Annotated in this window: 15 protein-coding genes and 1 tRNA gene; 15 read left to right on the forward strand and 1 reads right to left on the reverse strand. The window is 39.0% G+C overall.

Annotation, left to right across the window (positions count from 1 at the left end; translation table 11 throughout):
- Positions 1 to 17 precede the first annotated feature (17 nt).
- The 15 genes from sdhB (at position 18) to yihA (ending at position 15,295) form a co-directional block, all read left to right on the forward strand.
- Positions 18 to 779, forward strand: coding sequence for a succinate dehydrogenase iron-sulfur subunit (gene sdhB, locus M3183_RS09680; protein ID WP_251468913.1), 762 nt, complete (start codon positions 18 to 20; stop codon positions 777 to 779).
- 221 nt (positions 780 to 1,000) lie between these two features.
- On the forward strand, positions 1,001 to 1,225 hold the full coding sequence (gerE, locus tag M3183_RS09685) for a spore germination transcription factor GerE (protein WP_009796032.1): 225 nt from the start codon (positions 1,001 to 1,003) through the stop codon (positions 1,223 to 1,225).
- Positions 1,226 to 1,425: 200 nt separating this feature from the next.
- The gene (locus M3183_RS09690) at positions 1,426 to 1,875 is read left to right on the forward strand and encodes a MarR family winged helix-turn-helix transcriptional regulator (protein ID WP_251468916.1); all 450 of its coding nucleotides are present in this window, start codon (positions 1,426 to 1,428) and stop codon (positions 1,873 to 1,875) included.
- A 63-nt stretch (positions 1,876 to 1,938) separates the two neighbouring features.
- Positions 1,939 to 2,739, forward strand: coding sequence for a glutamate racemase (racE, locus tag M3183_RS09695; protein ID WP_285879226.1), 801 nt, complete (start codon positions 1,939 to 1,941; stop codon positions 2,737 to 2,739).
- A gap of 171 nt (positions 2,740 to 2,910) precedes the next feature.
- Positions 2,911 to 3,954, forward strand: coding sequence for a GerMN domain-containing protein (locus M3183_RS09700; RefSeq protein ID WP_251468920.1), 1,044 nt, complete (start codon positions 2,911 to 2,913; stop codon positions 3,952 to 3,954).
- A gap of 102 nt (positions 3,955 to 4,056) precedes the next feature.
- Positions 4,057 to 4,812: a ribonuclease PH gene (gene rph / locus M3183_RS09705; RefSeq protein ID WP_251468922.1), complete on the forward strand. Its 756-nt coding sequence runs from the start codon at positions 4,057 to 4,059 to the stop codon at positions 4,810 to 4,812.
- A gap of 44 nt (positions 4,813 to 4,856) precedes the next feature.
- Positions 4,857 to 5,471 carry an XTP/dITP diphosphatase gene (locus M3183_RS09710; RefSeq protein ID WP_251468924.1) on the forward strand — a complete coding sequence of 205 codons (615 nt, stop codon included), beginning with the start codon at positions 4,857 to 4,859 and terminating at the stop codon, positions 5,469 to 5,471.
- On the forward strand, positions 5,464 to 5,973 hold the full coding sequence (locus M3183_RS09715; protein WP_251468926.1) for a metallophosphoesterase family protein: 510 nt from the start codon (positions 5,464 to 5,466) through the stop codon (positions 5,971 to 5,973). The genes M3183_RS09710 and M3183_RS09715 overlap by 8 nt, the downstream gene beginning before the upstream one ends.
- 100 nt (positions 5,974 to 6,073) lie before the next feature.
- Positions 6,074 to 6,150: transfer RNA gene (locus M3183_RS09720), tRNA-Arg, on the forward strand.
- Between the two features lie 131 nt (positions 6,151 to 6,281).
- A complete protein-coding gene (locus M3183_RS09725) occupies positions 6,282 to 7,298 on the forward strand; it encodes a tetratricopeptide repeat protein (protein WP_251468929.1) in 1,017 nt (338 codons plus the stop codon).
- Between the two features lie 165 nt (positions 7,299 to 7,463).
- A complete protein-coding gene (tig, locus tag M3183_RS09730) occupies positions 7,464 to 8,741 on the forward strand; it encodes a trigger factor (RefSeq protein WP_251468931.1) in 1,278 nt (425 codons plus the stop codon).
- Positions 8,742 to 9,170: 429 nt separating this feature from the next.
- Entirely contained in the window at positions 9,171 to 10,430 is a 1,260-nt protein-coding gene (clpX, locus tag M3183_RS09735; RefSeq protein ID WP_251468934.1) for an ATP-dependent protease ATP-binding subunit ClpX, read from the forward strand.
- A gap of 126 nt (positions 10,431 to 10,556) precedes the next feature.
- On the forward strand, positions 10,557 to 12,224 hold the full coding sequence (gene lonB, locus M3183_RS09740; protein ID WP_251468936.1) for an ATP-dependent protease LonB: 1,668 nt from the start codon (positions 10,557 to 10,559) through the stop codon (positions 12,222 to 12,224).
- 183 nt (positions 12,225 to 12,407) lie between these two features.
- On the forward strand, positions 12,408 to 14,717 hold the full coding sequence (gene lon / locus M3183_RS09745) for an endopeptidase La (RefSeq protein ID WP_396953713.1): 2,310 nt from the start codon (positions 12,408 to 12,410) through the stop codon (positions 14,715 to 14,717).
- Positions 14,714 to 15,295: a ribosome biogenesis GTP-binding protein YihA/YsxC gene (yihA, locus tag M3183_RS09750; protein WP_251468941.1), complete on the forward strand. Its 582-nt coding sequence runs from the start codon at positions 14,714 to 14,716 to the stop codon at positions 15,293 to 15,295. The genes lon and yihA overlap by 4 nt, the downstream gene beginning before the upstream one ends.
- A gap of 27 nt (positions 15,296 to 15,322) precedes the next feature.
- Here yihA and M3183_RS09755 read toward each other — a convergent pair whose 3' ends face one another.
- The gene (locus M3183_RS09755; protein ID WP_251468943.1) at positions 15,323 to 15,811 is read right to left on the reverse strand and encodes a LiaF transmembrane domain-containing protein; all 489 of its coding nucleotides are present in this window, start codon (positions 15,809 to 15,811) and stop codon (positions 15,323 to 15,325) included.
- Positions 15,812 to 15,936: the final 125 nt, after the last annotated feature.

The following is a 15,936-nucleotide window of genomic DNA, read 5'->3' on the forward strand; positions in this document are numbered from 1 at the left end:
AAGGGGAGTAGGAAAAAATGGCAGATACAAAAACAGTGAAATTTATCATTACCCGTCAGGATACTCCAGAGTCTGCTCCTTACGAGGAAGAATTTGAAGTTCCGTATCGTCCAAATATGAATGTTATTTCTGCATTAATGGAAATTCGCAGAAATCCTGTGAATAATAAAGGACAGCATACAGCCCCTATTACTTGGGAAATGAACTGTCTTGAAGAGGTTTGCGGTGCTTGTTCTATGGTGATTAATGGAAAACCTCGTCAGGCTTGTTCTGCACTGGTGGACAAGCTTGAACAGCCAATCCGTTTGGCACCAATGAAAACATTCCCTGTTGTTCGTGACCTTCAAATTGACCGCAGCAGGATGTTTGATTCCTTAAAGAAAGTTAAAGCATGGATTCCAATTGACGGAACCTATGATTTAGGGCCTGGTCCTCGTATGCCTGAAACAAAACGTCAATGGGCATATGAATTATCTAAATGTATGACTTGCGGTGTATGTTTAGAGGCATGTCCAAATGTGAATAGTAAATCAAACTTCATGGGACCTGCAGTATTTAACCAAGTTCGTTTATTCAATGCACATCCAACTGGGTCAATGAATAAAGCTGAACGTTTAAATGCGTTCATGGAAGATGGAGGACTAACAGGCTGTGGAAATTCACAAAACTGTGTACAATCTTGTCCTAAAGGTATTCCAATCACTACTTCCATCGCTGCTGTTAACCGTGATGCAACACTTCAATCATTTAGAAATTTCTTCGGCAGTGACCGTGATTAATAAAACAAAAAACCCTCTTGTCCGTTATGGATATGAGGGTTTTTTGTTGTTAAAAATATATGGTTTAGTCATTTACAACAAAATGTTATCAATAAAAGAAAAAATCCTTCTCCTCAAAGTAAATACAGTCACTACCTATGCACAGTTCACATATGATATGGTGACTAAATATATACCCACCCCCGGTGCATAACTGGCGAAGGCAAGGAGGGTTACAATACTTGAAGGAGAATGAATATACTCACAAGCCATTACTCACCAAACGAGAAAGAGAAGTATTCGAACTGTTAGTACAAGACAAAACAACAAAAGAGATCGCTGGTGAATTATTTATAAGCGAGAAAACGGTTCGAAATCATATTTCGAATGCAATGCAAAAGCTTGGTGTTAAGGGGCGTTCACAAGCAGTTGTAGAACTCCTTCGTATGGGAGAGCTAGAACTTTAAACATGGCCGGCTTCCGTTAAGGAGGTCGGTTCATGCTTTTTTTAGGAGTGATCTTCTAAATGGCGGTTCATGTTTCCTTTTATTAGATGATGAAAAGCTAATTATTTTGCTTGAATTTTTTGTGGGAAAAGTAGAAAATAAGGACAAGCTTAAAGCAAAAATTGCCTTAGGGAGAAGCAAATTTTAGGAGTGTAATATACATGAAACTCGAAAATTCCGAAAAAGCAAATGGGGACCTGGTTGCTAGTATAGAGAAAGATTTGCGATATATATCCGGTATTATCAAACAAAAAGGCAGAGAAATGTTAAGTAATTATAAAATTACGCCGCCGCAGTTTGTTGCATTGCAATGGCTTTTTGAAGAAGGAGATATGACTATCGGCGAACTTTCTAATAAAATGTATTTAGCATGCAGTACCACAACAGACCTCGTGGATCGAATGGAGAAAAATCTCCTGGTCGAACGGGTAAAGGATACACATGATAGACGTGTGGTCCAAATACATTTGCTTGAAGAGGGAAAACGAATAATCGATGAAGTAATTAAAAAACGACAGCACTATTTGGCTGAGATTCTTAAAGATTTTAACATGGATGAAATTAAGGTTCTACAAAATAATTTAGAAAAATTGCACCAAGAAATGCGTTAATTCCATAGTGAATGATTTATGAAGTGCAGTTAAATTTTATGATAAAAAATGAGGCGAAAAGGTTTGAAACAGGCAATCGGTGTGATTGATTCTGGTGTAGGCGGGTTAACCGTCGCAAAAGAAATAATGAGACAGCTTCCTAACGAAAAAATTATCTATTTAGGAGATACAGCACGCTGTCCATATGGTCCAAGAAAAACAAAAGAAGTGAAGCAATTCACATGGGAATTAACCAATTTTTTATTAAAGAAAAATATTAAAATGCTGGTCATTGCGTGTAATACAGCTACAGCAGCAGCGCTGGATGACATTCGCAGGAAATTGTCTATTCCAGTCCTTGGGGTAATTAACCCTGGGGCAAGGGCAGCAGTAAAGCGAACAAAGAATTACCGTGTTGGAGTAATCGGTACAGAAGGAACCGTAAAAAGCGGTGCATATGAAAAGGCGTTGAAATCGCTGAACAGCCGGCTTTTTATCCAGAGCCAGGCATGCCCAAAATTCGTTCCGCTGGTAGAGAGCGGTGAATATGACGGCCCCATTGCTGAGAGAATTGTCAGCGAAGCATTGAGACCATTAATAGACCAAAATTTAGATACTTTAATATTGGGCTGTACCCATTACCCTTTACTTGGACCACTAATTAAAAAGGAAATGGGTGAGGATGTCAGTGTGATTAGTTCAGGAGATGAAACTGCCCGGGAAGTCAGTGCCATTCTTGAATATAATGGACATCTCGACCCTGGAATAGAAGAAGCAGTCCATGAATTTTATACTACCGGTTCTACATGGATTTTTTCAAAAATAGCTTCCAGCTGGCTCGGCGCGCTTTTTCCAGTCAATCATGTAAAAAAAATAAAATTGTAATATTCGAGGGTGTCCCAAAAGAATTTTTAGGGGCATCCTCTTTTTGTTTGTAATGGGGTTTCATTATTTATAAAAAAATCAAAACTTTGTCCAATTTTTCTTTCAAAGGCGGTCTAATTTTTTCATAAGCTCGTATACATGATAGTACAAACTGTCTTTGGGGGGAAAAATATGCTCAAATATAAAGGGAAAATCCTAGGATACACTGTACTTACTTCAACTGTACTGCTGTCCGGATGCGGTCTGTTTGGCGGAGAAACAAAACAGAAAGTCGATCCGCCAAAAACAATATCGGTCTCTGACCAAAAAGAAGTGAAAAAAGAGACAGCCGAAAAGGCGGAAACCAACACTATTAAAACAGAACTTTACCTTATTGATAAAAACGGCTATGTTGTACCGCAAACATTAAATTTGCCGAAAACAGCATCTGTGGCAAAACAAGCCCTTGAATATTTGGTTGCAAATGGTCCGGTTACTGATATGCTGCCAAATGGATTTAAGGCGGTTTTACCAGAATCAACTGACCTATCCGTCGATATTAAAGAAGGAGTAGCAACAGTTAATTTCTCAAAAGAATTTAAGAACTACCAGCCTGAGGATGAGATGAAGATTCTCCAATCAGTTACCTGGACACTGACGCAATTTGATAATGTCAATTCTGTCAGGCTTAAAATGAACGGCCACGAGCTGACGGAAATGCCTGTTAAAGGAACTCCAATCAGCGAGAACCTTTCAAGAGCTAATGGGATTAACATTGACGTATCAGATGTAGCAGATATTACGAATACAAAGCAAGTTACGGTTTATTTTATTGGCGGCGAGGAAGGCTCCTATTATTATGTTCCTGTTACACGCAGGGTCAAGAGCAGCCAAACAAATGATATTGCCGCAGCGGTTAATGAATTAATAAAAGGACCAAGTGAAAAATCAAATCTTGTTTCTGAATTTATGCCTGATGTCAAACTGCTGAATAAGCCAAAAAGTGAAAATGGGGAAGTAACATTAAATTTTGACGAGAATGTCTATGGAAGTTTTGAAGAAAAGGTTGTTTCACAGCATTTGCTTGATGCTTTAGTGTTAACATTAACTGAGCAAAAGGGAATTAAAAAAGTAGCCGTGCAGGTTAAAGGTAAAGCGGGAATCAAAAATGATCAAGGGAAGAAGCTTTCGGAGCCGGTAACACGTCCGGAAAAAGTCAATACAGGTAGTTTTTAAAAAAGTATTTTTGATATACTATATAATGACGATGAGGAGGTTGGCTTGCCGCCGCCTCTTTTATTTGTGATAAAAATTTTGTAAGAGTAGGGAGGATTCATTTTGCGTGTTGATGGAAGAGAGTCGCTGCAATTAAGACCTGTACATATAGAAACTAATTATATCATGCATCCGGAAGGATCTGTTCTCATTTCCGTTGGGAATACGAAAGTAATATGTTCTGCGAGTATTGAAGATCGTGTGCCTCATTTTATGAGAGGGGAAGGAAAGGGATGGATTACCGCGGAATACTCTATGCTGCCAAGAGCCACCGAAACTAGGAATATCAGGGAATCATCAAAAGGGAAGATATCCGGACGTACGATGGAGATTCAGCGTTTGATCGGCCGGGCATTAAGAGCGGTGGTCGACCTGGGCGCAATTGGTGAGCGGACCGTTTGGATTGACTGTGATGTTATCCAGGCAGACGGCGGAACAAGAACGGCATCCATTACCGGTGCATTTACAGCTATGGCAATAGCGCTCAATAAACTCGCTGAGAAAAAGTCATTAGCAAAATTTCCTATCATTGATTACTTAGCTGCCACCAGTGTAGGAGTTTTAAAGGACAAACAAACAGTTCTTGATTTGAATTATGCTGAAGACTCTAAAGCTCAAGTTGATATGAATGTTGTCATGACAGGAAGCGGAGAATTTGTAGAGCTCCAAGGTACAGGGGAGGAGTCCACTTTTTCATACGAGCAGCTCCAGGAATTGTTACAGGCTGCACAAAAAGGAATGATAGAATTATTTGAGACTCAGAAGGCTGCTCTTGGAGATGAGATTACAACAAAAATTGAGAACCGCAGAAAGAAGTAGAATTATATGAAGCTGAAGGAACAATCAGCAGAGAGGAGATTACTATGAAAGAAGTCATTATTGCTACCAAAAATCCAGGAAAAGCCAAGGAATTTGAACATATTTTTTCACCACGCGGAATAGCGGTAAAGACGCTGCTCGATTTTCCCAGCTTTCCTGAAGTTGAGGAGACAGGCTCTACTTTTGAGGAAAATGCCACATTGAAGGCAGAGGCAGGATCAAATGCTTTAAATAAAATAGTAATCGGCGATGATTCCGGGCTTATAATAGATGCCTTGGACGGGAGACCAGGAATATATTCCGCCCGCTATGCGGGAGAATCGAAAAATGACGAAAATAATATTGATAAAGTCTTAAATGAATTAAGAGATATTCCAGAAGAAAAAAGAACGGCCAGATTCTACTGTGCCTTAGCAGCTGCTGTACCGGGACAGGAAACTTTCACGGTTTCAGGTACTTGCGAAGGACGGATTCTGGAAGAAAGAAGGGGAACAAATGGATTTGGATATGATCCAATATTTTATGTCCCTGAGAAAGGCGTTACAATGGCTGAACTGACTTCCGATGAAAAAAATAAAATCAGCCACCGTGCCAATGCTTTAAAAAAGTTAGATGAGATTCTGGACTCCCTTTTAGAAAGAGCTGAGAATCATGAGTAAGATACTTATTGTCAGTGACAGTCATGGATTAACACGGGAGCTTGAAGTGATAAGAGAAAGACATTTAAGCGAAGCAGATGTCATGATTCATTGCGGGGATTCACAACTCTCGCCAGATCATCGTTCCATTTCCGGATATCTAACCGTTGCAGGGAATTGTGATTTTGCTGACTTTCCGCAGGATTTAGTTTCCAATGTTGCAGATAAAAAAATTTTTGTTACTCACGGGCATCATTATTCAGTCAAGTCATCATTAATGAACTTAAAATACAAAGCCAAGGAAGTTCATGCAGATATTGTCTGCTTCGGACACTCACATGTATTAGGTGCCGAAGTTGTGGACGGTACATTATTTGTGAATCCGGGCAGTATTCGTCTCCCAAGGGGCCGCTCTGAAAAAACATATGTTATTCTTGAGTTGCAAACTAATCAAATTAATTTAAGTGTTTTTGAATCGAATGGCCGGGAAATCAAAAGCTTGGCACAAGAATTTATCATCTAAATATGGGGGCATAGTCCCCCCTTAAAAAAATTAAAAAAGCTGTTGACTTTTATTTGTTAGGATAATATAATAAATATTTTCTTTGATAGACAGCTAAAATGTCCCAGTAGCTCAGCCGGATAGAGCATACGCCTTCTAAGCGTACGGTCGGGAGTTCGAATCTCTCCTGGGACGCCATACTACATACCAGAAATTCAAACTCGCCATACGATGGTGGGTTTTTTTTATTCAGTCCATCGATATTTCACTTTTCTTGTTTTTATTGCTAAACTAATTGTCATAAACAGGCCAAAAGGTGGAGTTATCTTATGAAGAAACGGGAGCGGATCAAGAAAAAGGATAACATCATCTTTTTTCCCGGAATAGAAAAACGATTAACAGACAAAGGCATGGAAAGCCTGCACCATAAAAAGTTTTCCGAAGCTATCAGCTTTCTCGAACAGGCAAAGGAATATGATCCAGAGAATGATGAGATATTAATAGGCCTGGTCATGGCCTATTTTGAGGCTTCTTTTTTTCAAAAAGCTAAAGAGCTGGCCAAAGAAATGCTGCATAAAGGAATTGGGGATTATTTCCAAATGGTTGATTTATATTTGACCATACTGATTCAGCTGCATGAATATCACGAAATTATCACAACTATTGAAGCGTTATTAGAAGAAAAAGAAGTACCGCCAGAAAAGTCCAATCATTTCATAACCATTCTTCAATTTAGCAGAAAAATGCTGGTGAACCACCAGTATGAATCACAGCTGGAAGAGGAAGAGCACGGGGAGCTTGGGCTTTTTTCTTTGGATGATTTGAACGAACAAATGCTATTGGTATCAAGTCTTGCAGCTAAAAATATCCGCCCTTATTTGGGGGAGATAGAAGAATATTTAAAGGCAGAATCGGGTAATTCTTTTTTAAAAACGATTTTATTAACACTTTTAAAAGAACAGGAAATCAGCCAGCCATTGACTGTTGTCAAATTTGAGATAGAACAAACGGTTATACCGGTGGACCTTCCGGAAGTCAGGGAAATGCCAAAAATGCTGGAAGTAAAAGCTGCGCTTAGGAATCGGCTTGAAAACAGTAACCCGGTTTTATTTGAAAATATCCTGGCATTGGTAGACCGGATATTTTTTATAAGTTATCCTATTGACTTAGATCCTTATAGTCCGTCTGCATGGGCTGCGGCCTTTCATTCACTGGCCGAAGAATATCATGGAATTGAAACGGATTTAACTGAACTAGCTGAGGAATATGCTGTAAATTCAGAAGAAATTACGCGGGCAATAGAGGAAATTGATCGGATAGAGAAAATTTCTTATCCCAATCTTTAGGCAGTCCTGTTGAAAGAAACAAATCCTGTGGTATAATGTAGGGGTTGCATTGTGTAAAAACGTATATTTTACATTAAAAAATAGGACATGACTTGGTGGACAAGACATTTCCACGAATTTAATTCGTAACAAATGAAATGAGAATAGATGTTGGAGGGAAAATGTATGACTGCAAAATGGGAAAAGTTAGAAGGAAACCGCGGCGTTCTTACAGTTGAAGTCAGCGCTGAAGAAGTAAACAAAAGCTTAGATGCGGCATTCCAAAAAGTTGTAAAACAAGTAAACGTACCGGGCTTCCGTAAAGGTAAAGTACCTCGTTCATTATTTGAAAAACGTTTTGGTGTGGAATCACTTTATCAAGATGCATTAGATATTCTTTTACCTGATGCATATGGCGATGCAATCGACGAAGCGGGGATTGAACCTGTTGACCGTCCTGAAATCGATATTGAGCAAATGGAAAAAGGAAAAGAATTAATTTTCAAAGCTACCGTAACTGTTAAGCCTGAAGTGAAATTAGGTGAATACAAAGGGCTTGAAATCGAAGAAATGGATACAACTGTTACTGATGAAGATGTTCAAAAAGAACTTGAATCACTTCAAAATCGTCATGCAGAGCTTGTTGTTAAAGAAGAAGGCACTGCTGAAAACGGCGATACAGTTGTTATCGACTTCGAAGGCTTCGTTGATGGTGAAGCTTTTGAAGGCGGAAAAGCTGATAACTATTCGCTGGAACTTGGTTCAAATTCATTCATTCCAGGATTCGAAGAGCAGCTTGCAGGGGTTGCAGCAGGAGAATCTAAAGATGTGGAAGTAACATTCCCAGAGGAATATCATGCAGCAGAGCTTGCAGGAAAACCAGCAACTTTCAAAGTTACGGTTCATGAAATCAAAGCAAAAGAACTTCCTGAATTAGATGACGAGTTTGCGAAAGATGCTGATGATGAAGTTGAAACTTTAGATGCATTAAAGGAAAAAATTAAAACTCGCTTAGAAGACAGCAAAAAACATGAAGCAGAACATCATCTAAGAGATTCTCTTGTTGAAAAAGCAGCTGAGAATGCAGAAGTTGAAATTCCAGAAGTGATGACTGAAAACGAAGTAAATCGTATGATGCAGGAATTTGAACAACGTTTACAAATGCAAGGTATGAACCTTGAACTATACTTTCAATTTTCAGGACAAGATGAAAAAGCCCTTCGTGAACAAATGAAAGAAGAAGCCGGCAAACGTGTTAAAATTAACTTAACATTAGAAGCAATTGCTAAAGCTGAAAAGATTGAAGCAACTGATGAAGATGTTAATGCAGAGCTTGAGAAAATGGCTGAAATGTACAACATGACTGTTGACAACATTAAAGCAGCCCTTGGCGGAGTAGAAGGCATCAAAGGTGATCTTCAGCTTCAAAAAGCAGTAGAATTTCTTATCGAAAATAAGAAGTAATGAATAGAATACCACAAGGCACGATATTTAGTCGTGCCTTGTTTTTAAACTGCAGGAAATTTCGTTTCATTTTAACATACATAAAAGTGTCCAAATGGACCCGTTAATTTATACATTTTTTAAATTACATATTATAATTAGAGTAGGGAACATTTTTAACAATAGGCAGGAAAATTTAAACTCCAGGGCGAATTAATTATTTCAAGAAATAAAGATTTATTTTTAATAAATATGGCTAAGATTAATGAGTACATTATTTTAAAATCGCGTTTCACATCGTTTTGAAAAACATAATACTATAAAGCGTTTTGTTTCCAGTCTATTGTCTAAATGTGATACAATGCAAAATACATACTATTCAATGAAAATTATTGTTTGTGAAGCGCGACATAAAAATAATGGGATTTTATGCATCGAGGGGTGAAAGGATTGTTTAAATTTAATGATGAAAAAGGACAATTAAAATGTTCGTTCTGTGGAAAAACTCAGGATCAAGTTCGAAAGTTAGTAGCGGGGCCTGGCGTTTATATATGTGACGAATGTATTGAGCTTTGTACAGAAATCGTTGAAGAAGAGCTCGGAACTGAAGAAGAAGTAGAATTTAAAGATGTTCCAAAACCAAAAGAAATTTGTGAAATCCTTGATGAATATGTCATCGGTCAGGATAAAGCTAAAAAATCCTTATCAGTTGCGGTTTACAATCACTATAAACGCATCAACTCCAATAGCAAAATTGATGATGTTGAACTTTCAAAAAGTAATATCTGTATGATTGGACCAACAGGAAGTGGTAAGACATTGTTAGCGCAAACATTAGCACGGATTCTGAATGTCCCATTTGCAATTGCTGATGCGACCTCTCTTACAGAGGCTGGCTATGTTGGTGAAGATGTTGAAAACATTTTATTAAAATTGATTCAAGCTGCTGATTATGATGTGGAGAAAGCTGAAAAGGGCATTATTTATATTGATGAAATTGATAAAATTGCCCGTAAATCTGAAAATCCTTCCATTACACGTGATGTGTCTGGTGAAGGTGTTCAGCAGGCATTATTAAAAATTCTTGAAGGCACGGTTGCAAGTGTTCCTCCTCAAGGCGGAAGAAAGCACCCGCATCAGGAATTTATACAAATTGATACTACTAACATTCTATTTATTTGCGGCGGTGCTTTTGACGGTATTGAACCAATCATTAAACGCCGTTTAGGACAAAAAGTAATCGGCTTCGGCTCAGATACGAAACAACAGGAACTTACTTCTAAAGAACTTTTATCAAAAGTTCTTCCTGAAGATTTATTGCGCTTTGGTTTAATTCCTGAATTTATCGGTCGTCTTCCGGTAATCGCAAGCCTTGAGCAATTAGACGAAGCAGCATTAATTGAAATTTTAACAAAGCCAAAAAATGCGCTTGTTAAGCAATATCAAAAAATGCTTGAAATCGATGATGTGGAACTGGAATTTGAAGAAGGTGCATTGATTGAAATTGCTAAGAGAGCAATTGAGCGTAAAACAGGTGCACGGGGTCTTCGCTCCATTATCGAGGCTATCATGCTGGATGTGATGTTTGACCTTCCATCCCGGGATGATATTTCAAAATGTATTATCACAAAGGATACAGTAATCGATAACAGTGTTCCGAAGCTTATATTGGAAGATGGAACTGTTGTTGCTGAAGAAAAATCAGCTTAATGATTAAATGATTAGTGAAGACCCGGTAATGTTTGCCGGGTCTTTTAAATTTTTTTGTTTATTCCTTCTGCCTGCAGGAAATACTTATTAGTATTAATTGAGTATATTGGTGCAGGAGGAATAGACATGAGTTGGACGGGGATTGCCTTATTTATACAACTGTTTTTTGGAATAATCATTGGACTATATTTTTGGAATCTGTTAAAAAATCAGCGGACCCAGAAGGTATCTATTGATCGTGAATCGAGAAAAGAAATGGAACAGCTTCGGAAAATGAGGTCCATTTCTTTGACAGAACCATTATCTGAAAAAGTGAGACCAACCAGTTTTCAAGATATTGTGGGTCAAGAAGATGGTATTAAATCACTGAAGGCTGCTCTTTGCGGACCTAATCCGCAGCATGTTATCATCTATGGGCCGCCAGGGGTAGGAAAAACAGCAGCAGCCAGATTAGTATTAGAAGAAGCAAAAAAGAATGCCAAATCACCATTTAAACGGGACTCTGTTTTCATCGAACTAGATGCAACTACTGCCAGATTTGATGAGCGTGGGATTGCTGATCCATTAATAGGATCTGTACATGATCCTATTTATCAAGGGGCGGGTGCAATGGGACAGGCTGGAATTCCACAGCCGAAACAAGGGGCGGTAACAAATGCCCATGGCGGGGTCCTGTTCATTGATGAAATCGGTGAACTCCACCCCATCCAGATGAACAAGCTGTTAAAAGTATTAGAGGATCGGAAAGTATTTTTAGAAAGTGCCTATTATCATGAGGAAAATACACAAATCCCGACCCATATTCATGATATTTTTAAAAACGGTCTTCCTGCTGACTTTCGTTTAATAGGAGCAACGACAAGAACACCAAGTGAGATTCCGCCTGCTATTCGTTCTCGTTGTATGGAAGTATTTTTCCGTGATTTAACCCAAGAGGAAATTGTAACCGTTGCGAAAAAAGCAGCAGCAAAGGTCAATATGGAAATTAAAGAATCAGGTGTTCATACCCTATCAACTTATGCAAGAAATGGCCGTGAAACAGTGAATATGATTCAAATTGCTGCCGGGCTTGCGATTACTGAAGACCGTGGCTTTATTAAAGATGAAGATATTGAATGGGTTATTCATTCCAGCCAAATGACGCCAAGAATGGAACGGATGATCAATGAGAATGCACAAGTAGGACTTGTAAATGGTCTGGCAGTGTATGGTCCAAATTCGGGGGCGTTACTTGAAATTGAAGTCACGGTCATTCCGGCAAAAGAAAAAGGAACAATAAATATTACCGGCATTGTTGAAGAGGAAAGCATTGGCGGTCAGGGCAAATCAATCCGCCGCAAAAGTATGGCACGCGGGTCCATCGAGAATGTCATTACGGTGCTTCGTTCAATGGGGGTTCCTGCGAATGACTATGATATTCATGTCAATTTCCCTGGAGGGGTGCCTATTGACGGTCCGTCAGCCGGGATAGCAATGGCAACGGGAATTTATTCGGCTATTTATAAAATCCCGATTGACAATACGGTCGCAATGACAGGTGAAATCAGCATTCATGGTAATGTGAAACCAATTGGTGGTGTTTATCCGAAAGTAAAGGCAGCGAAAAAGGCTGGAGCCAAAACCGTTATTATTCCAGAAGAGAACATGCAGAACATTTTAAATGAAATTGACGGTATTCAAATTATTCCGGTTACACATCTTAATGAAGTATTTGAAGCTTCTCTTGTTAATAGCAGGGAAAATCACAATGTCATTCCAGCGTCCATTGAGTTAACTAAAAAAGAATCCATCTAAAAATGGAAAGAAAAACTTCGGTTTGTAATCGAAACAAACCGGAGTTTTTCTTTGATGATAGGGAGAAAATAACGTATACAAGATGCTGGCATCAGTTTAAATTAGACACTAAAAAATAAATAAGATAGAATTGTACAAAGACTATTTTACTGGAGGTGCAGTACGTTGCCGAAAAAAGACAAAATGATTGTCCCTCTTCTGCCGCTCCGGGGCCTGCTTGTGTATCCAACAATGGTCCTACATCTTGATGTTGGACGTGACCGGTCAGTACAGGCACTCGAAAAAGCAATGGTAGATGACCACCTAATATTTTTAACTACACAAAAGGATGTTTCCATAGACGACCCGGTTGAGGAGGATATTTATCGATACGGGACCTTAACAAAGGTTAAACAAATGTTAAAGCTGCCAAATGGAACAATCCGTGTATTGGTAGAAGGATTAAAAAGGGCCGAAATTATCTCCTTTTCCGATGAAGAGGATTACTATTCGGTTCAAATCAGCACATATGAAGATTCTGATGAGAAAGATATCGAGGATCAGGCCTTGATGAGAACAATGCTTGATTATTTCGAGCAATACATAAAATTATCTAAAAAAATTTCTGCTGAAACCTTTGCTTCCGTTGCCGACATTGAGGAACCAGGAAGAATGGCTGATATCATCGCCTCTCATTTACCAATCAAGCTTAAGGAAAAGCAGGAAATATTAGAAACCATTGATATTAAACAGAGAATGAACTATGTTATCAACATTATTCAAAATGAAAAAGAAGTACTTAATCTCGAAAAGAAAATCGGCCAGCGCGTAAAGCGGTCAATGGAAAGAACACAAAAGGAATACTATTTACGGGAACAAATGAAAGCCATCCAAAAAGAATTGGGTGATAAAGAAGGAAAGACAGGGGAAATAGCCGAACTGAAGAAAAAAATTGAACAGTCAGGAATGCCGGACCATGTCTTACAAGCGGCCATGAAGGAACTTGATCGCTACGAAAAAGTGCCGACAAGTTCAGCGGAAAGTGCTGTCATTCGAAATTATATCGATTGGCTTATTTCACTGCCATGGTCTAAAAAAACCGATGACGATATTAATATCGAACGGGCAGAAAAAATATTGAACGAAGATCATTATGGTCTGGAAAAAGTAAAGGAACGTGTTCTTGAATATTTAGCGGTTCAAAAGCTAACGAATTCCTTGAAGGGACCAATCCTATGCCTGGTTGGACCTCCTGGTGTTGGTAAAACAAGCTTGGCTAAATCAATAGCAACATCACTTAATCGTCATTTTGTCCGGGTGTCTCTTGGGGGAGTACGGGATGAATCAGAAATTCGGGGACATAGGAGAACATATGTAGGTGCTATGCCGGGCCGGATTATCCAAGGAATGAAAAAAGCAGGTACCATTAACCCTGTATTTTTGCTTGATGAAATTGATAAAATGTCCAGCGATTTTCGCGGCGATCCGTCAGCAGCATTATTAGAGGTTTTAGATCCAGAACAAAACCATAATTTCAGTGATCATTATATTGAAGAAACCTATGACTTATCAAAGGTCATGTTTATTGCAACTGCCAATAATTTGGGGACAATCCCCGGCCCATTGTTAGACCGGATGGAAATTATCTCAATAGCCGGCTACACAGAACTAGAAAAGGTGTATATCGCACGTGATCACCTGCTCGCAAAGCAAATCAAAGAAAATGGATTGACCAAGAGTGCCCTGCAGGTCCGTGATGATGCTATTTTAAAAATCATCCGCTATTATACCAGGGAAGCTGGTGTCCGCAGTCTGGAACGGCAATTAGCATCTATTTGCCGTAAAACAGCTAAAATTATTGTTTCTAAAGAGAAAAAACGTGTGGTTGTTACAGAAAAAACAGTAGAAGAATTTTTAGGAAAACCTAAATTCCGCTATGGGCAGGCTGAGACAGAGGATCAAGTGGGAGTGGCAACAGGTCTTGCTTACACAACTGCAGGCGGTGATACACTGCAAATTGAAGTTTCACTTGCTCCTGGAAAAGGAAAACTGGTTCTGACAGGTAAACTGGGTGATGTGATGAAGGAATCAGCACAGGCTGCATTCAGCTATGTCCGTTCAAAAGCAAAGGAATTGGGAATCGAAGAAGATTTCCATGAAAAATATGATATCCATATTCATGTCCCGGAAGGTGCTGTTCCAAAAGACGGCCCATCGGCAGGGATTACAATTACTACAGCTCTTGTTTCAGCGTTAACTGGCAAACCGATTCGCCGTGAAGTAGGGATGACAGGTGAAATAACCTTACGGGGCAGGGTGCTTCCAATCGGCGGGTTAAAAGAAAAAACGCTGAGTGCCCATCGTGCAGGATTGACAAAAGTGATTCTTCCGAAAGAAAACGAAGTGGACATCGATGATATTCCAGAAAGTGTCCGGGAGAAATTAGAATTTGTTCCGGTCTCCCATATCGATGAAGTATTGAAGCATGCTCTTTTGGAAGGTGGGGCTGAATGAAAGTAACAAGTTCAGATATTGTCATTAGTGCGGTGAAACCAGCGCAGTATCCAGAAACCGATTTGCCGGAATTTGCCCTTGCCGGCCGTTCAAATGTTGGAAAGTCATCTTTTATCAATAAGATGCTTAACCGAAAAGGACTAGCGCGAATTTCCTCTAAACCTGGAAAAACGCAGACATTGAACTTTTACCTAATCAACGAAATACTCCATTTTGTTGATGTTCCTGGTTATGGTTATGCGAAGGTGTCAAAGACAGAGCGCGCCGCTTGGGGGAGAATGATTGAAACATACTTTACTACTCGTGAGCAGCTGAGAGCGGTTGTCTTAATTGTTGATTTGCGGCATCCCCCAACAGAGGATGATGTGATGATGTATGGTTTCTTAAAACATTATGGAATCCCGTGCCTTATAGTGGCAACAAAGGCTGATAAAATTCCTAAAGGAAAATGGCAAAAACATTTAAAAGTGACACGTGAGGCTTTAAATCTGGAAGCGGGTGACCAAATGGTGATTTTCTCATCTGAAACAGGTGAAGGAAAAGATAAAGCCTGGTCGATTATTGAAAGTTATATCTAAAAAAAACGCCTGGATAATGCCAGGCGTTTACTTTTTTCTTTTTAAGAGAAAATAAATACCAACAACTATTAGAAGTGCCGGCCAAAATTTCCAAATAAAACTCATACCGCTTTGCAGCAGCCCGAAATAGCCTGCAATTTGATCATAAAACAACAGCAGTACAGATATGATGAGAAAGAGGAATGCTTGAAATAAGCCATTATTGGTTCTTTGAAATCGGAGAAAGAATCCAATTGAAATGATTAAAATCAGCATCCCAATATGGTTATGAGGCCAGGATGTAATTCGTCCGGCTAATAGAAAATGGAGTCCAAAACCGAACATGATGACACCGGGTAAAATCGATTCGGCATCCTTCGCTCCATAGCCTTGTCCTAAGAACGCCAAACCAACAATGATAATTAAGGTCGGCCATGTTGAAAATGTCTGAAAAAATGAAACTCCAGCTTGCTGTAATAAAAAATAGATACCAAAGCCAATTAAAATAATACCAGGAAAAATTCGTTGGTTTTTCATTATAAACACCACTTCCAGTAAGGTTCACTTGAATCCTGTCGAATTTTTTGTTACTGTACATAGGGAGATAATAAGAAACATATCTATTCAATTTTCTATATTAACATATAGTGTCATTTTATGTT

Source organism: Neobacillus mesonae (genome assembly GCF_023715155.1).
Taxonomy (GTDB): Bacteria; Bacillota; Bacilli; order Bacillales; family Cytobacillaceae; genus Neobacillus; species Neobacillus mesonae_A.